We start from the raw sequence: 13,934 nt of genomic DNA on the forward strand, positions 1-13,934 counted from the left end.
GCTTGCGGGCGAGCACGGAGACCGTCCAGGTGCGGCGCGAGGCGAGCCGGCAGGCCGCTATGCGGATCGCGAGCGGCAGAAAGGCGCAGGCCGCCACCACGTCCATGACCTCGGAGCGCTCGACGCCCGCCCGCTCCTCGCCCACGATGAGCGCGAAGAGGTCGAACGCCTCCGCGGGGCTCATCGCGTCCAGGTCGATGACATGGGAGTCTTCCAGACCGGCCATATGAGCGCGGCTGGTGACCAGCGCCACGCAGCCCGGCGCGGTGTCGCCCGGGAGCAGCGGCCCGATCTGCGCGGTGTCGCGGGCGTTGTCCAGGAGGACGAGGACCCGGCGGCCCGCGAGCGCCCAGCGGTAGAGCGCGGCGCGCTCCTCGGTGCCGTCCGGGATGGCGGCGTCGGGGGTGCCGAGAGCACGCAGAAAGGCGCCGAGGACGGCCTCGGCGTCGGCGGGGGAGGAGCCCGCGCCCCCGAGGTCGACATAGAGCTGACCGTCGGTGAAGTGGTGGCGGGCGGTGTGCGCGACCTGCACGGCCAGGGTCGTCTTGCCGATGCCTCCGGTGCCGGCGATGGCGATGGCGGCCGGTCGGCCGTCCGGTTCGGTCCGGGCGGTGAGCCGGTCGTTCAGCTCCCCTACGACATCCGCTCGGCCGGTGAAGTCCGCCACCGCCGCGGGCAGCTGCGCGGGACGGACGACGGCCGCACCCGCCCGGGGGCGGGGCGGGCGGGCGCCCGCGCCGGGCCCCGCGACGTCGCTCTCGTGCGGCCGGAGCTCCGGCACGGCCTCGGGATGGTGCCCGTCCTCCCACTCCAGGTCGATCCGGGTGCCGCCGAGGGTGAGCTCCGCCTCCTCGCCGCGCCAGGACCGGTCCGGTGCGGATCCGGTGGAACCTTCCTGCTGCCCAAGCCGCTTGTCGCCGACCATGGTGCCCCCCGCACGTACCTTCTCTGTACGGCCAGTCTGCCGTGCCCATGGCTCGTACGTCAGTAAAGAGAGCGACGTGTCCGGGGCCGATCCGGTAGCTGACGATCCATCAGATCGGCGCTGCCGTGACACTCATGGAGAGCTTCCAGAAGATAATCTCGGTGGACGACCACACGGTCGAACCCCCTCACGTCTGGCGGGACCGACTCCCGTCGGAGTACCGGGACATCGCGCCGCGGATCGTCCGGGCGCCGCCGAAGGAGATGACCTTCGTGGGCGGCCGGTTCGCCCCGACGATGGGGGCGCCCGGCGACGACGGGCCGCTCGCCGACTGGTGGGTGTACGAGGAGCTGCGCCGGCCGCTCACCCGGCTCGACACCGCCGTCGGATACGCCAGGGACGAGGTCCGGCTGGAGGCCATCACCTACGAGCGGATGCGGCCGGGCTCCTACTCGGTCCCGGACCGGCTCGGTCCGGACCCCCTCGCGGCGGCGCCCCCGGGTTCCCCCCAAAAAACGCTTGATCTGGCGCAAGTGTTACATCAAGCGATTTCCGGGACGCACCCGGTCCGGCGCCGAAAACGGCCCGGCGGACGGCATTGGCCAGGCCTCGGCGCTACCGCCCCCGCATACGGCCGTCCGTCCCACCGGCCCGTCGGCGGTGAATCTCCATGGAATTCGGACTCTTCGTGCAGGGATACGTCCCGGGGCGACGGCGCCGGACCGACCCCGAGGCCGGACACCACGCACTCGTGGAGGAGACCGAGTACGTCGTCCAGGCCGACCGGTCCGGCTTCAAGTACGCATGGGCCTCCGAGCACCACTTCCTGGAGGAGTACTCCCACCTCTCCGCGAACGACGTCTTCCTCGGCTGTCTCGCCCACGCCACCGACCGCATCCACCTCGGGTCCGGCATCTTCAACCCGCTCCCGCAGGTCAACCACCCCGTCAAGGTCGCCGAGAAGGTCGCGATGCTCGACCGTCTCTTGGGCGGCCGCTTCGAGTTCGGCTCGGGGCGCGGCGCCGGCAGCCACGAGATCCTGGGGTTCATACCGGGCGTCACCGATATGAACCACACCGGGCCGGATCGCCGTCAACGCGGGCTTCATGGCGGGGCACTGCGCGCTGCGCCGCTGGCGTGGCTCGTGCATGCCGACGGCTCATGGGCTCGCGCCTCGGCGACGTGATACAGCCGCCCACGGTCCACCAGGGCGGCCCGCGGCGACTGTGGACGACGCTGGAACGCATCCGGCACCGGCTCAATGCCGAGGGCGGCCTACCGATCTACGGCAGTCGCGTGCACATCACGCCCGACGGCGTGTGTCACTTCACGCGCGGCAAGTGGTCGGCCTCCTACGGCTGACCGAGCAAGGCCCCAGGATTCCGCTACCGCTCGCCCAGCCAGATCGGGTTCGTCATCGCCGCCATCCGCCCCGGCACACCCGACGCCCCGCCATCCGCCGCCGCATGCCGCACCTCGGCCCGTACATACGCCGCGTACGACGCCGTCGTACGCCACTCCACCGTCCCCGCCCCGGAGCCCGGCAACGCGGCCCCGTACAGCTGCCCCTGGTCCGTGATGAACCGCACCTGGCAGTCCGGACCCGCCCCCGAGACCTTCAGCCGGACCGTCACCTCGTCCGACCGGCCCACCTTCAGCCGCTCGCCGATGCCCGCGTGCTCGCCGCGCCCGCCGACCGCCGTGAAGGCGAGGTCGATCGCCGAGGACTCGGCTATCCAGCTGCGGCCGCCGCGGATGCCCTCCAGGATGGCCCCGCGTGACAGGTCGTCGGCGAGCACGACCGTCTGCGGCAGGCCGACGACCTGCGGCTCGCGGTGGGCGTCGCTGTTGCCCATGGCGGGGAGCCAGCGGCCGTCATCCCGGACCGCGGTGACCAGCGTGTTGTCCCATTCGGAGATCGAGACCTCGTCGTCCGGGGTGAAGTCCGCGTTCCACACCTCGACCGCGTCCGCGTCGTTGAAGCCGAACTTCCAGTTGCAGCCGACACAGGTGCCGTGCGGATGGGCGGGCACGACCAGTCCGCCCGCCTGACGGACCTTCCGGGAGTAGCGCCCGAAGGCGTTGTCCCGTGCCCGGTAGCGCCAGTCGATGAAGGTGCCCGGGTCGGTGCCGAGGGCGAGCACATGGCCGTTGCGCGTGGTGATCTCCTCGCCGGTGAGGATCAGCAGGTCATCGCCCCACAGTCCCTCCCACGCACCGTGCGCGGAGGTGGTGTTGTGCTCGGTGGTGGTGATGAAGTCGAGCCCCGCGGCGCGGGCCGCGGCGGCCACCTCGGCCGGGGTGCGCTTGCCGTCGGAGTACACGGTGTGCAGATGGCAGTCGCCCCGGTACCAGGCGCGGCCGCGCCCCTTGGCCCGCTGCGGCGGATATACCGCCTTTGGCGTCTCGCCCGGCTCACCGAACCGCAGGGTGAGGGTGACCTTGTAGTCCAGCCCCTGCGGGGCGACCGTGTACGGCCCCAGCACGACATGCCAGGTGCCCGGCCTCACCGGCCCCGCCAGATACCCGGGCGTCGCCTCCTCGGCGCTGATCGCGAACTCCGTACGGGCGCCACCCGACCAGCCGCGGAAGCCGCGCCCGCCCAGGTCCGTGCCGCGCTCGTCGAAGATGCCGATATCGCATGCGTTGCCCTGCGTACCGGCGGGGACGGCCGGCTTGTCGTACGAGTAAGAGACGGCAATCTCGCGGACGCCGCGCGGGACCTCGACGGGTACGTAGACGAAGTCCGGCGCGCCGGTCGGCAGATGGCCGGTGACCGTCCGGGTCTGCTCACGGCCGCCCCCGCCACCGCCGCCGGCGTCATCGGCCTGTGCGAATGTCACGGGATCGAGCGTCAGCACCCCCGCCGCGCCCGCAAGCGCGGAGAGCCTGAGTACGTCGCGTCGCTGCATGCGTGCTCCCCAGAGTCCGAAGTGCCGTCCGACACCCAAGTGACACCGTTGTACGCGTGGGTGACACCCACGGAAAGCCCTGTGGATAACTCCATGGCGGTGAGGGAACATACGCGCAGCCACATCCGGCCCACGCGGAGGTGCATCCTTCATGCGCATCGCGACCACCGTCTTCCTCACCGACGAGTCCGTCCGGCCCACCTGGCTCGGCCGTGAGCTGGAGCGACGCGGCTTTGCCGGGCTGTATCTGCCCGAGCACACCCACCTCCCCGTCAGCCGCGACACCCCCGCCCCGAGGGGCGAACCGCTGCCGCGTCCGTACGGGCGCACCCTCGACCCCTTCGTGGCGCTCGGTCAGGCGGCCGCGGTCACCGAGCGGCTCGGGCTGGGCACCGGCGTCACCCTGGTGGCCCAGCACGACCCCGTCAGCCTCGCGAAGCGGGTCGCCACCCTCGACTTCCTGTCCGAGGGGCGGTTCACCTTCGGTATCAGCTACGGCTGGAACGTGGAGGAGGCGGCCGATCACGGCGTCACCCGGCCGGACCGCCGCGAGCTGGTACGCGACCGGATGGCGCTGATGCGCGCCCTGTGGGCCGCGGAGCCCACCGCCCACCAGGGCCCGTTCGGATCCGTACGCGCCGGCTTCGCGCACCCCAAACCGGTGGGGACGCGCCCGGCGGGCGACCCGCTCACCGGGCCGCGCACCCTGATCGGCGGAGCGGCAGGCCCCCGGCTCTTCGCGCATATCGCCGCGTACGCCGACGGCTGGATGCCCACCGGCGGCCGGGGCCTGACGGAGACACTCCCCGCGCTGCGCCGGGTGTGGGCGGAGGCGGGCCGGGACCCGACGGCGCTGGAGGTGGTGCCGTACGGGGTGCTGCCCTCGCCCGGCAAGCTCGCGCACTACGCGGACCTGGGCATCGAGGAGGTCGTCGTCCAGCTCCCGTCCGGGGACCGGGCCGAGATCCTGCGCACCCTGGACGCGTACGCCCAGTACTTGTAACGCCCATGCTCCGGCGCCCCGTATTCCCGCCCACGGCCGGAACCCGCCGTGATCAGCCCCACAAAACCGCAGCCCCGGCCCGTCTGGCGGTGTCACAGCCCGCTCGTATGCTCGGAGGATGACCATGAGCGCGCAGGGAAACCAACCGACTGCCTCGACCGGCCCCACGGCCAACGCGATGCGCCGCGCGCTCAAGCGCGCCCGCGACGGCGTGGCGCTGGACACCGCCGAGGCGGCGGTGCTGCTCCAGGCGCGCGGCGACGACCTGGGGGACCTCGCGGCCTCCGCCGCCCGCGTCCGCGACGCGGGTCTCGAGGCCGCCGGTCGCCCCGGCGTCATCACCTACTCGCGCAGCGTCTTCATCCCCCTCACCCGCCTCTGCCGCGACAAGTGCCACTACTGCACCTTCGCGACCGTGCCCGGCAAGCTGCGCCGCGCGGGCCACGGGATGTTCATGTCCCCCGACGAGGTGCTCGCCATCGCCCGCCGCGGCGCCGAAATGGGCTGCAAGGAAGCGCTGATCACCCTGGGCGACCGCCCCGAGGACCGCTGGCCCGAGGCGCGCGCATGGCTGGAGGCCGAGGGGTACGACGACACCATCGCGTACGTACGGGCCATGGCGATCCGCATCCTGGAGGAGACCGGGCTGCTGCCCCACCTCAACCCGGGCGCCATGACCTGGACCGACTTCCAGCGGCTCAAGCCCGTCGCCCCCTCGATGGGCATGATGCTGGAGACCACCGCCGAGCGGCTGTGGAGCGAGCCCGGCGGTCCGCACTACGGTTCGCCCGACAAGGAGCCGGCCGTCCGGCTGCGCGTCCTGGAGGACGCCGGGCGCAGCTCCGTCCCCTTCACCAGCGGGCTGCTGATCGGGATCGGGGAAACGCCCGAGGAGCGCGCGGAATCGCTCTTCGCGCTGCGCCGCGTCTCCCGCTCGTACCACGGCATCCAGGAAGTCATCATCCAGAACTTCCGCGCCAAGCCGGACACCGCGATGCGCGGCATGCCGGACGCGGAACTGGCGGACCTCGTCGCCACGGTCGCGGTCGCCCGGCACATTCTGGGCCCCTCCGCCTGCATCCAGGCGCCCCCGAACCTGGTCGACGCGGAGTACGAGCAGCTCATCGGCGCCGGTATCGACGACTGGGGCGGCGTCTCCCCGCTCACCCCGGACCACGTCAACCCCGAGCGCCCCTGGCCCCAGGTGGACGAGCTCGCCGAGCGCTCCGCCGCCGCCGGCTTCCAACTGCGGGAACGGCTGGCCGTCTACCCGGATTTCATCCAGCGCGGCGAGCCCTGGCTGGACCCCCGGCTGCTGCCGCACGTCCGCGCGCTGGCCGACCCCGAAACGGGCCTGGCCCGCGAGGACGCGCGCCCGGCCGGGCTGCCCTGGCAGGAGCCCGACGAGGTCTTCACCGCCTCCGGCCGCACCGATCTGCACCACACCATCGACACCGAGGGCCGCACCGGCGACCGCCGCGAGGACTTCGACGAGGTCTACGGCGACTGGGAGGCGCTGCGCGAGGCGGCCGCCCCCGGTATGGTCCCCTCCCGTATCGACTCCGACCTGAAGTCCGCCCTCTCCCAGGCCGCCGACGACCCCACCCGGCTGACCGACCCCGAGGCTCTCGCCCTGCTGCACGCAGACGGGCCCGCGCTGGACGCCCTGTGCCGGATCGCCGACGACCTGCGGCGCGCGACGGTCGGCGACGACGTCACGTACATCGTCACGCGCAATATCAACTTCACCAACGTCTGCTACACCGGCTGCCGCTTCTGCGCCTTCGCGCAGCGCCGCACGGACGCCGACGCCTACACCCTCTCCCTCTCCCAGGTCGCCGACCGCGCCGAACAGGCGTGGGACGTGGGCGCGGTGGAAGTCTGCATGCAGGGCGGCATCCACCCCGACCTGCCCGGCACCGCCTACTTCGACATCGCGCGCGCCGTGAAGGAGCGCGTGCCCGGGATGCACGTGCACGCCTTCTCCCCGATGGAGGTCGTCAACGGCGCCACCCGCACCGGCCTGTCCATCCGCGAATGGCTGGAGGCGGCGCGCGACGCGGGCCTCGACTCCATCCCCGGCACGGCGGCCGAGATCCTGGACGACGAGGTGCGCTGGATCCTCACCAAGGGCAAGCTGCCGACGGCGACCTGGGTCGAGGTCATCAAAACGGCGCACTCCCTCGGTATCCGCTCCTCGTCGACGATGATGTACGGCCATGTCGACCAGCCGCGCCACTGGCTGGCCCATCTCCGTCTGCTCTCCGAGATCCAGCAGGAAACGGGCGGCTTCACCGAGTTCGTCACCCTCCCCTTCATCCACACCAACGCCCCGGTCTACCTCGCCGGCATCGCCCGCCCCGGCCCCACCACCCGCGACAACCGCGCGGTCACGGCCATGGCCCGGATCCTCCTCCACCCCCACATCCCCAACATCCAGACCAGCTGGGTCAAACTGGGCACCGAAGGCGCCGCCGACATGCTCCGCTCCGGAGCCAACGACCTCGGCGGCACCCTTATGGAGGAGACCATCTCCCGTATGGCCGGTTCCTCCTACGGCTCCTACCGCTCCATCCAGGACCTGATCGCCATCGCCGAGCTGGCCGGCCGCCCCGCCCGCCCCCGCACCACGACCTACGGCCCCGTCCCGGACGAACGCCAGGCCGCCGCCCTCGCCTCGGACGGCCACCTCCCGGAGTTGCTGCCGGTCCTGGGCGACTGACGGAGACGGCCCCCGGGAGGCGCCTTTCGAACGCCAACTGGCCTGCGGCACCGACACCTTCATGGCCACTGGCCGCCTCAGCCACGACGAACAGGTCCCGCCCGCACCCCGCGGACGCATCCCCAAGAACGCCACGCTGAAGGAGCGCATGGCCCGAAAGCTGCGGACCAAGCCCGGCAAAGCCGCCTACAGCCGCCGCAAGGCCATCGTCGAACCCGTCTTCGGCCAGATCATGACCTGCCAGAACGGCCGCCAGCTCCTGCTGCGGGGCCAGGACGGCGCCCGCGGCGAATGGCAGCTGCCGGCCGCCTGCCACAACCTCCTCAAGATCTTCCGACACGCCGGGAGCGCCGCTCCGGCCGCCGCGACCGGCTGACCAACCGGGCATACCACCGGACCACCATGCCCCCGCCGAGCTACGAACCAACGAGACGCGACGCTCCCGAGCACCCGGAGGCGAGAGCCGGGCGATCACGCCCGGTCCCGCCGATCACGACTGCCCGGACAGTTGCCGGTTACTGGGACACGCTCCTAGGTGCATTCCCTCGCCCTGGTCGGCTCGGACGGGGTAACGGCGAAGGAATTCCTGCCGTACGTACATGAATTCCTCGCGTTGCTGCCCGGAATCGCCGGCCAGGTCGCGGCGGGCGTGGATGCTCGCCGTTATCGGGCGAACTCGACATTCTCGCCATGGAGGCGACGGGCGTCGACCACATCATCGAGGCGAGGGGGACGCGGGGCGTGGACGCCGGGCCGCTGCGGGCCGTGCGGGCGCTGATGGGGCTGGCGATCGCCGAGGGGCGCCGGGGGGAGGGGCGGCTTCGCGAGCGTCATCGAGGTAATCAGGACGCCCGAGCCGTAGGGAGCGGTGCGGAGGCGCGGCGGCGCGGAAGCGGCCGGGTCCGGTGAACACCGGGCCCGGCCGCTTCGCGTTTTCGGAATGAGGTGGCCCGTCGGGTCACCCGTGATGACGCCTTCACAATCGACGGCGGCCCCGAGGCGATCATTCGGTGTCCATTACAGTTCAAAGCTAATCCAGGCCATTCATGCAGCGACGAAAAGGGGCAAGGTCGTGACTGCAACCGCCAGCGCGGCGACCGGGGTATGGGGCCGTGCCGAACAGCACGACTTCCGCAGCCGGGTGCGCGGCTGTCTGCTCGGCGGCGCCATCGGGGACGCGCTGGGGGCGGCCGTCGAGTTCTCCTCGCTGTCCGACATCCGGACGGAGCACGGGCCCGAGGGCGTGACGGACTTCCTGCCCGCGTACGGACGGCGCGGCCGGGTCACCGACGACACCCAGATGACGCTCTTCACCGTCGACGGGCTGATACGGGCACAGGTGCGCCGGGACACGGGTGCCTGGCATCCGCCCACCGACATCCACGCCGCCCACCGCCGCTGGTACGCCACCCAGCGCGACTGGGGCCCGGACGAGCGCCGTCAGGACGCCGGCTGGCTGGCCCGCGAGGAGTGGCTCTACGCCCAGCGCGCGCCCGGCCGCGCCTGTATCACCGGGCTCGCCGACGAGGCCATGGGCACCCTCGACGCGCCCAAGAACCCCGACGCCAAGGGGAGCGGCGCCGTCATGCGCTCCGCGCCCTTCGGACTGCTGGTGGGCTGGGAGCCGCAGCTGGTCTTCCAGCTGGCCGTCGAGTGCGCGGCCCAGACCCATGGCCACCCCACCGGCTATCTCGCGGCCGGCGCCTTCGCCCTCATCGTGCACGGGCTGGCGCGCGGCGAGGCGCTGGACGGCGCCGTCCAGCGCGCCCTCGCCCATCTGGCCACCCGCCCCGGCCACGAGGAGACCACCGACGCGCTCCGGCACGCGCTCGGCGCCGTACGGCAGGGGCTGCCGACCCCCGAGCGCGTCGCGTCCCTGGGCGAGGGCTGGACCGGGGAGGAGGCGCTGGCCGTGGGGCTGTACTGCGCCCTGGTCGCCGAGGACGTACGCCACGGCCTGCTGCTCGCCGTCAACCATGGCGGGGACAGCGACTCCACAGCGGCCGTCTGCGGCAACCTGCTGGGCGCCCTGCACGGAGAGACGGCGCTGCCGCCGGCGTGGCTGGCGGAGGTGGAGGGGCGCGGCACGATCCTGGAGCTGGCCGACGACTTCGCGATGGAGATGACCCAGGGCCCGGCCCTCCACGGCCCCGCCGGCTCGTCCCCCGCCTGGCTCACCCGCTACCCGCGCGGGTAGCCGGGCCGCCGGGCTCTTGATGACCTGCCTGACGGATGTGCGCGGTGAGCGCATTGTCGTCATCCAGGTGGCCTGGTTCGGCTGATACGACCGCCCGGCCGCTAGCGCGAGGCCGGACGGAGCTCGCGGGCTGAGTGCCGGGCGGGCATTTTCGGGGTGGACGCGGGCCGGGAGAGGGTGCGGAGGGTGAGGGTGGTGGCCACCGTCAGGAAGGTCAGGGCGATCAGCGGGTAGATCCCGGTGAGGAGCATCTGGGGCGGGGTCTGGTGGAGTTCCACTCGGGTCTTCTGACTGTGCGGTGCGTACCACACCATGAAGGAGCAGAAGAGCAGCCCGGTCACCACCGTCCAGGCCGTCCACGCCCCCGTGCGCCGGCGCGCCGCATCCAGGGCCAGCAGCAGGACCATCGGGACGGCCCACACCCAGTGGTGGGACCAGGAGATCGGGCTGATCATCAGGGCCGTGAGGGCGCAGGTGACGGCGGCCCAGGCGCGGGCGTTCGGCAGGCGGGTGTCGTCGGCGAGCTGGGCGATGACCGCCGTGGTGAGGCCGACGCAGCCGACCAGGGCGGCCGTGGCGAGCCACCACGCGCCGGGGTCGGGGGTGTGCAGCACCCGGGCGAGGGCGCCGCGGAGGTTCTGGTTGCCCGCGCCCTCGACATCGCCGGGGCGGTCGGTCGCGAACAGGACCTCGGTCCAGAAGCGCCGGGAGTCGTGCGGCAGGACCAGCGCCGAGACGCCGACGGTCCACCCGAAGGCGGCGGTGGCGACGGCGGCACGCCGCAGATGGTCGTTCCACAGGCTGGTCCGGAACGGCTCGCCCGCCCGCAGCCGCCGCACCCCCAGCACCAGTCCGGCGAGCCCCAGGAAGACGACGAAGAGCCCCGGGGTGAGCTTGATCCCGGCCGCGATCCCGGTCCCGACGCCCGCCCACCGGTGGCCCGCCCGGCGGGTGAGATCCCATAGCACCGCCACCGTGACCAGCAGATTGATCTGCCCGTAGCGCAGCGTCGTCCACACCGGCTCGCACCACACGGCGACGGCGGCCAGGGCCAGTACGGCGGCCGGGCGGGGGAGCCGGCGCGGCAGGCCGGTCAGCCGCAGGGAGAGATGGGCGAGGGCGACCATCAGGGCGAGGTTGACGGCGGTTCCGAAGGTCCGCAGGAAGCCCGTTCCCATGACGGTCAGCGGGGTGAAGACCAGGGCCGCGAAGGGCGGATAGGTATTGGGCAGATTGTGCTGGGTCGCCCGCATGTCGTACAGATCCGTCGCGTTACGTACGGTCCATCCCTCGGCGCGGTAGACCAGCAGGTCGACCATGGACACATGGGCGGCCCGCTGCGCGATCCAGAAGCCCGTGAAGGACAGCAGGCAGAAGACCGCCGCGCACAGGGTGGGGTGGCGCAGGGCGAAGGAGCGGGCCGGATGGATCCGGGCGTCGGTGGTCGTCTGTGTCGCGGTCACGGGGCTGGCTCCAGTGGTTCCTGGGGTCGGCGGGATCAGCCGATCGGTGGCTCGGCGGCTCGGGGTCGGCGGTTGGGGGATCGGCGGCGGTCGGCGCAGACGGCCGACGATAGTACGTTCCGGATGATGGCCCCAGTCGGGGGAAAGGTTGCCTCTACGAGCCGAAACCTTCGCACTGCCCCACCTGTCTCTCATTCCGCTTTCGCCTTTGCCCGGCAGGTGATCGACGGCTTCAGGAGCCTCGCCATCGCCACCGCCCGCGCCCCGGCAGCCCCGAGTGACGCGCCGCGCGCACCATAAGGTGGGGCCGTGAATGCCTCTGCCGTCATACGTGACGCCACGCCCGCCGACCTCGACGCCGTCGCCGCGATCTTCGCCCACTACGTCACCGACACCGTCGCCACCTTCGAGGAGACCCCGCCGACCGCCGAGGGCTGGGCGCGGCGGCTGGCCGAGCTGACCGACCGCGGGCTGCCGTTCCTGGTCGCCGAAGTCGCCGGGACGATCGCCGGATACGCCTACGCCGGGCCCTGGCGGCCGAAGCCCGCCTACCGCCACACCGTCGAGGACTCCATCTATCTCGCCCCCGGCCGGACCGGCGAGGGCCTCGGCCGCGCCCTGCTCGACGCCCTGCTCGCGCGCTGTGCGCAAGCGGGCGTACGGCAGGTCGTCTCGGTCATCGCCGACACCGGCCACGACGCCTCGGCCGCCCTGCATCGCGGTTTCGGCTTCACCCCGGCGGGCCGGCTCGCCGGGGTGGGCCGTAAGCACGGCCGCTGGATCGACACCCTCCTCATGCAGCGCGACCTCACCGCGACCCCCCGGACATGAGCGGACCCGGGCCGCCGATCACCACACGGGGTGACCGGCGGCCCGGGGCATGGCCGCCGCACGGCAGGCGTCAGTCCGTGGCGCCCGCGACCGAGTGAATGACTTCCAGGACTTCACCGACCGGAGGACAACGAGGCCCCGTGGCGGGCACGGCTGACGGGAGGGCCTTGGCCGTCAGGGCGGTGAGCAGGAGCAGCACGGCGCTGATGGTGAGGCCCGCTGACGGAACGGGCGTGGCGGTGGCATGACAGGGCTCCCGGGAGGGTGGCGGCGAGCGGGGTCCCGCAGGGAGGACGGCTCAGGCAGACGGCGTGGCGGGCGGTGCGGGCCGGTCGGCCGACGCGCACGCCCCCGCCAGGCAACGTTCGCCTGGCCCGTTGCCGGACGAGCCCGCAGGGTCGTTCAGGGCCTGCGGCCGTGAAAGGTGCGGCGCAGGTCACTCACCCAGGCGTCGGGGTTCTCCCAGGGGATGAAGTGGCCGCCGTGGTCGTGGGCGTTGACGTTGACGTGGTTGAACCAATCGGCCTGCGGGCCGGTCTTGAATGCCCGGACGCGCTCGTTGGCGGTGTGGATGCCGGGCGGGTTCTCGTACGTGACGAAGGTGAGGCCGACCGGGGCCTGCACGACCGGGGTGCGGTCGTGGGCGGGGGCCCAGGGGTAGCGGTTGGCGTTGGCGTAGTAACGCATCGACGTGGCGATGGAGTTGTTCACCCAGTAGATCGTGGCGTGGGTGAGCAGGTCGTCCTTGGTGAAGACGGACTCCACGTCACCGCCGTTGTCGCTCCAGGCGTTCCAGCGCTCCAGCAGCCAGGCGAGCAGTCCGGCGGGCGAGTCGCTCAGCCCGTGGGCCAGGGTGGCGCCGTCGAGCATGTGCACGGCGAGGTGGGACGCCGAGCGGTGGTCCAGCTCGATGATGCGGGCGCGGACGTCGGCGGGCTGGTCGTCGGTGAGGGGCCGATTCCGGGCGAAGTCCCAGGCGCGGGGGCCGGTGAAGAAGTCGAGCGGCAGCCCGGAGCCGATGTGGATGCCGTACAGCTCGTCGGCGTACTTGTGGCCGAGCTGGCTGGAGACGATCCCGCCGATGTCGCAGCCCCCGGCGGCGTACTTCTCGTATCCCAGGGTCTCGGTCATCAGGGTGTGCCAGAGGTCGGAGACCTTCCAGAAGTTGACGTCCGAAAAGCCGGTGAGCGGGCCGGGGAAACCGAAGCCGGGCAGGGACGGCACGATGACGTCGAACGCGTCGGCGGGGTCACCGCCGAACGCGGCCGGGTCGGCGAGCGGGTCGATCACCTTCGACCAGTGCCAGAACGTCCACGGCCAGCCGTGGGTGAGGATCAACGGGATCGGGCGAGGGCCGCGGCCGCGCTTGCGCATGAAGTGCACCGGGACACCGGCGACGCTCACCTCGTAGTGCTCGTAGACGTTGATGGCGGCCTCGGCCTTGCGCCAGTCGTAGCCGTCCCGCCAGTAGGCGACCAGCTCACGGAGGTAGCTGTCCGGGACGCCGTAGGACCAGTCCCCATTCCCTTCGTCCAGCGGCGGACGGGTCAATGTGAGACGGGCGCGCAGGTCATCGAGGACCTTGTCGGACACCTGGATCGGGGTGGGCTCCAGGGGGAAGGCGTGAGGGGTGGTCATGGCGTGGTTCCTTACTGGGTAGAGGCAGCGGTGTCGTCGGCCTGTTGGGTGGTTGGGCGGTGAGCCGGGCCATGTCGAGGAGTGCGGGCAGCGGCGCGGCGAGTGCCTGCCGGTGGTGCGGGTCAAGCCGGCCGGCCAGGGCGGGCAGGCGACCGATGCGCTCCTCTCGCCGCGACTCGACCACCTTGGCACCGGCGCGGACACTCAACGGCTCTGACGATAGGGCCGTGGATGTATGCGGGA

9 protein-coding genes and 5 pseudogenes are annotated in these 13,934 nt (G+C 72.2%); 10 read left to right on the forward strand and 4 right to left on the reverse strand.

The features are described from left to right. Window positions 1-925, reverse strand: a 925-nt coding sequence (locus tag ABZS71_RS23060) for an NB-ARC domain-containing protein (protein WP_356213032.1), incomplete at its 3' end; no start/stop codon positions are given. Window positions 926-1,059: 134 nt separating this feature from the next. Between ABZS71_RS23060 and ABZS71_RS23065 the strand changes: the two are divergent. From ABZS71_RS23065 to ABZS71_RS23075, 3 pseudogenes are all read left to right on the forward strand, one after another. Continuing rightward, window positions 1,060-1,395: pseudogene (locus tag ABZS71_RS23065) on the forward strand (amidohydrolase); the annotation flags it as partial. A gap of 200 nt (window positions 1,396-1,595) precedes the next feature. Further along, a pseudogene (locus ABZS71_RS23070) lies at window positions 1,596-2,003 on the forward strand (LLM class flavin-dependent oxidoreductase); the annotation flags it as partial. 57 nt (window positions 2,004-2,060) lie between these two features. Further along, window positions 2,061-2,287, forward strand: a pseudogene (locus ABZS71_RS23075) (protein-L-isoaspartate(D-aspartate) O-methyltransferase); the annotation flags it as partial. Between the two features lie 23 nt (window positions 2,288-2,310). On the opposite strand, the gene ABZS71_RS23080 reads toward ABZS71_RS23075, so the two are convergent. Further along, a complete protein-coding gene (locus ABZS71_RS23080; RefSeq protein ID WP_356213035.1) occupies window positions 2,311-3,837 on the reverse strand; it encodes a CehA/McbA family metallohydrolase in 1,527 nt (508 codons plus the stop codon). 151 nt (window positions 3,838-3,988) lie between these two features. Here ABZS71_RS23080 and ABZS71_RS23085 point away from each other — a divergent pair, with 151 nt between their 5' ends. From ABZS71_RS23085 to ABZS71_RS23105, 5 genes and pseudogenes are all read left to right on the forward strand, one after another. Further along, window positions 3,989-4,840 carry a TIGR03619 family F420-dependent LLM class oxidoreductase gene (locus ABZS71_RS23085; RefSeq protein ID WP_356213038.1) on the forward strand — a complete coding sequence of 284 codons (852 nt, stop codon included), beginning with the start codon at window positions 3,989-3,991 and terminating at the stop codon, window positions 4,838-4,840. 118 nt (window positions 4,841-4,958) lie between these two features. Further along, the gene (locus ABZS71_RS23090) at window positions 4,959-7,562 is read left to right on the forward strand and encodes a bifunctional FO biosynthesis protein CofGH (RefSeq protein WP_356213041.1); all 2,604 of its coding nucleotides are present in this window, start codon (window positions 4,959-4,961) and stop codon (window positions 7,560-7,562) included. Between the two features lie 28 nt (window positions 7,563-7,590). Beyond that, window positions 7,591-7,938, forward strand: a pseudogene (locus ABZS71_RS23095) (transposase); the annotation flags it as partial. A 159-nt stretch (window positions 7,939-8,097) separates the two neighbouring features. After that, window positions 8,098-8,471 (forward strand): annotated as a pseudogene (locus ABZS71_RS23100) (hypothetical protein). Window positions 8,472-8,634: 163 nt separating this feature from the next. Beyond that, a complete protein-coding gene (locus ABZS71_RS23105; RefSeq protein WP_356213044.1) occupies window positions 8,635-9,759 on the forward strand; it encodes an ADP-ribosylglycohydrolase family protein in 1,125 nt (374 codons plus the stop codon). Between the two features lie 101 nt (window positions 9,760-9,860). Here the strand turns inward: ABZS71_RS23105 and ABZS71_RS23110 are convergent, their stop codons facing one another. Next, the gene (locus tag ABZS71_RS23110) at window positions 9,861-11,222 is read right to left on the reverse strand and encodes a glycosyltransferase 87 family protein (RefSeq protein ID WP_356213047.1); all 1,362 of its coding nucleotides are present in this window, start codon (window positions 11,220-11,222) and stop codon (window positions 9,861-9,863) included. Between the two features lie 309 nt (window positions 11,223-11,531). Between ABZS71_RS23110 and ABZS71_RS23115 the strand changes: the two genes are divergently transcribed. Then, a complete protein-coding gene (locus ABZS71_RS23115) occupies window positions 11,532-12,053 on the forward strand; it encodes an N-acetyltransferase family protein (protein ID WP_356213050.1) in 522 nt (173 codons plus the stop codon). A gap of 402 nt (window positions 12,054-12,455) precedes the next feature. Here the strand turns inward: ABZS71_RS23115 and ABZS71_RS23120 are convergent, their stop codons facing one another. Next, window positions 12,456-13,691: an epoxide hydrolase gene (locus ABZS71_RS23120; RefSeq protein WP_356213052.1), complete on the reverse strand. Its 1,236-nt coding sequence runs from the start codon at window positions 13,689-13,691 to the stop codon at window positions 12,456-12,458. 52 nt (window positions 13,692-13,743) lie between these two features. On the opposite strand from ABZS71_RS23120, the gene ABZS71_RS23125 reads away from it, so the two are divergent. Next, window positions 13,744-13,908, forward strand: a complete 165-nt coding sequence (locus tag ABZS71_RS23125) for a hypothetical protein (RefSeq protein ID WP_356213054.1) — start codon at window positions 13,744-13,746, stop codon at window positions 13,906-13,908. The last annotated feature ends 26 nt before the right edge of the window (window positions 13,909-13,934 follow it).

The sequence above is a fragment of the Streptomyces sp. NPDC005393 genome, from assembly GCF_040606675.1.
In the GTDB taxonomy this organism is placed as follows: domain Bacteria; phylum Actinomycetota; class Actinomycetes; order Streptomycetales; family Streptomycetaceae; genus Streptomyces.

Bases quoted from the DNA above. Each gene is read 5' to 3' on its own strand.
- ABZS71_RS23080 (WP_356213035.1), bottom strand. From the start codon at position 3,837: ATGCAGCGACGCGACGTACTCAGGCTCTCCGCGCTTGCGGGCGCGGCG.
- ABZS71_RS23085 (WP_356213038.1), top strand. From the start codon at position 3,989: ATGCGCATCGCGACCACCGTCTTCCTCACCGACGAGTCCGTCCGGCCC.
- ABZS71_RS23090 (WP_356213041.1), top strand. From the start codon at position 4,959: ATGACCATGAGCGCGCAGGGAAACCAACCGACTGCCTCGACCGGCCCC.
- ABZS71_RS23120 (WP_356213052.1), bottom strand. From the start codon at position 13,691: ATGACCACCCCTCACGCCTTCCCCCTGGAGCCCACCCCGATCCAGGTG.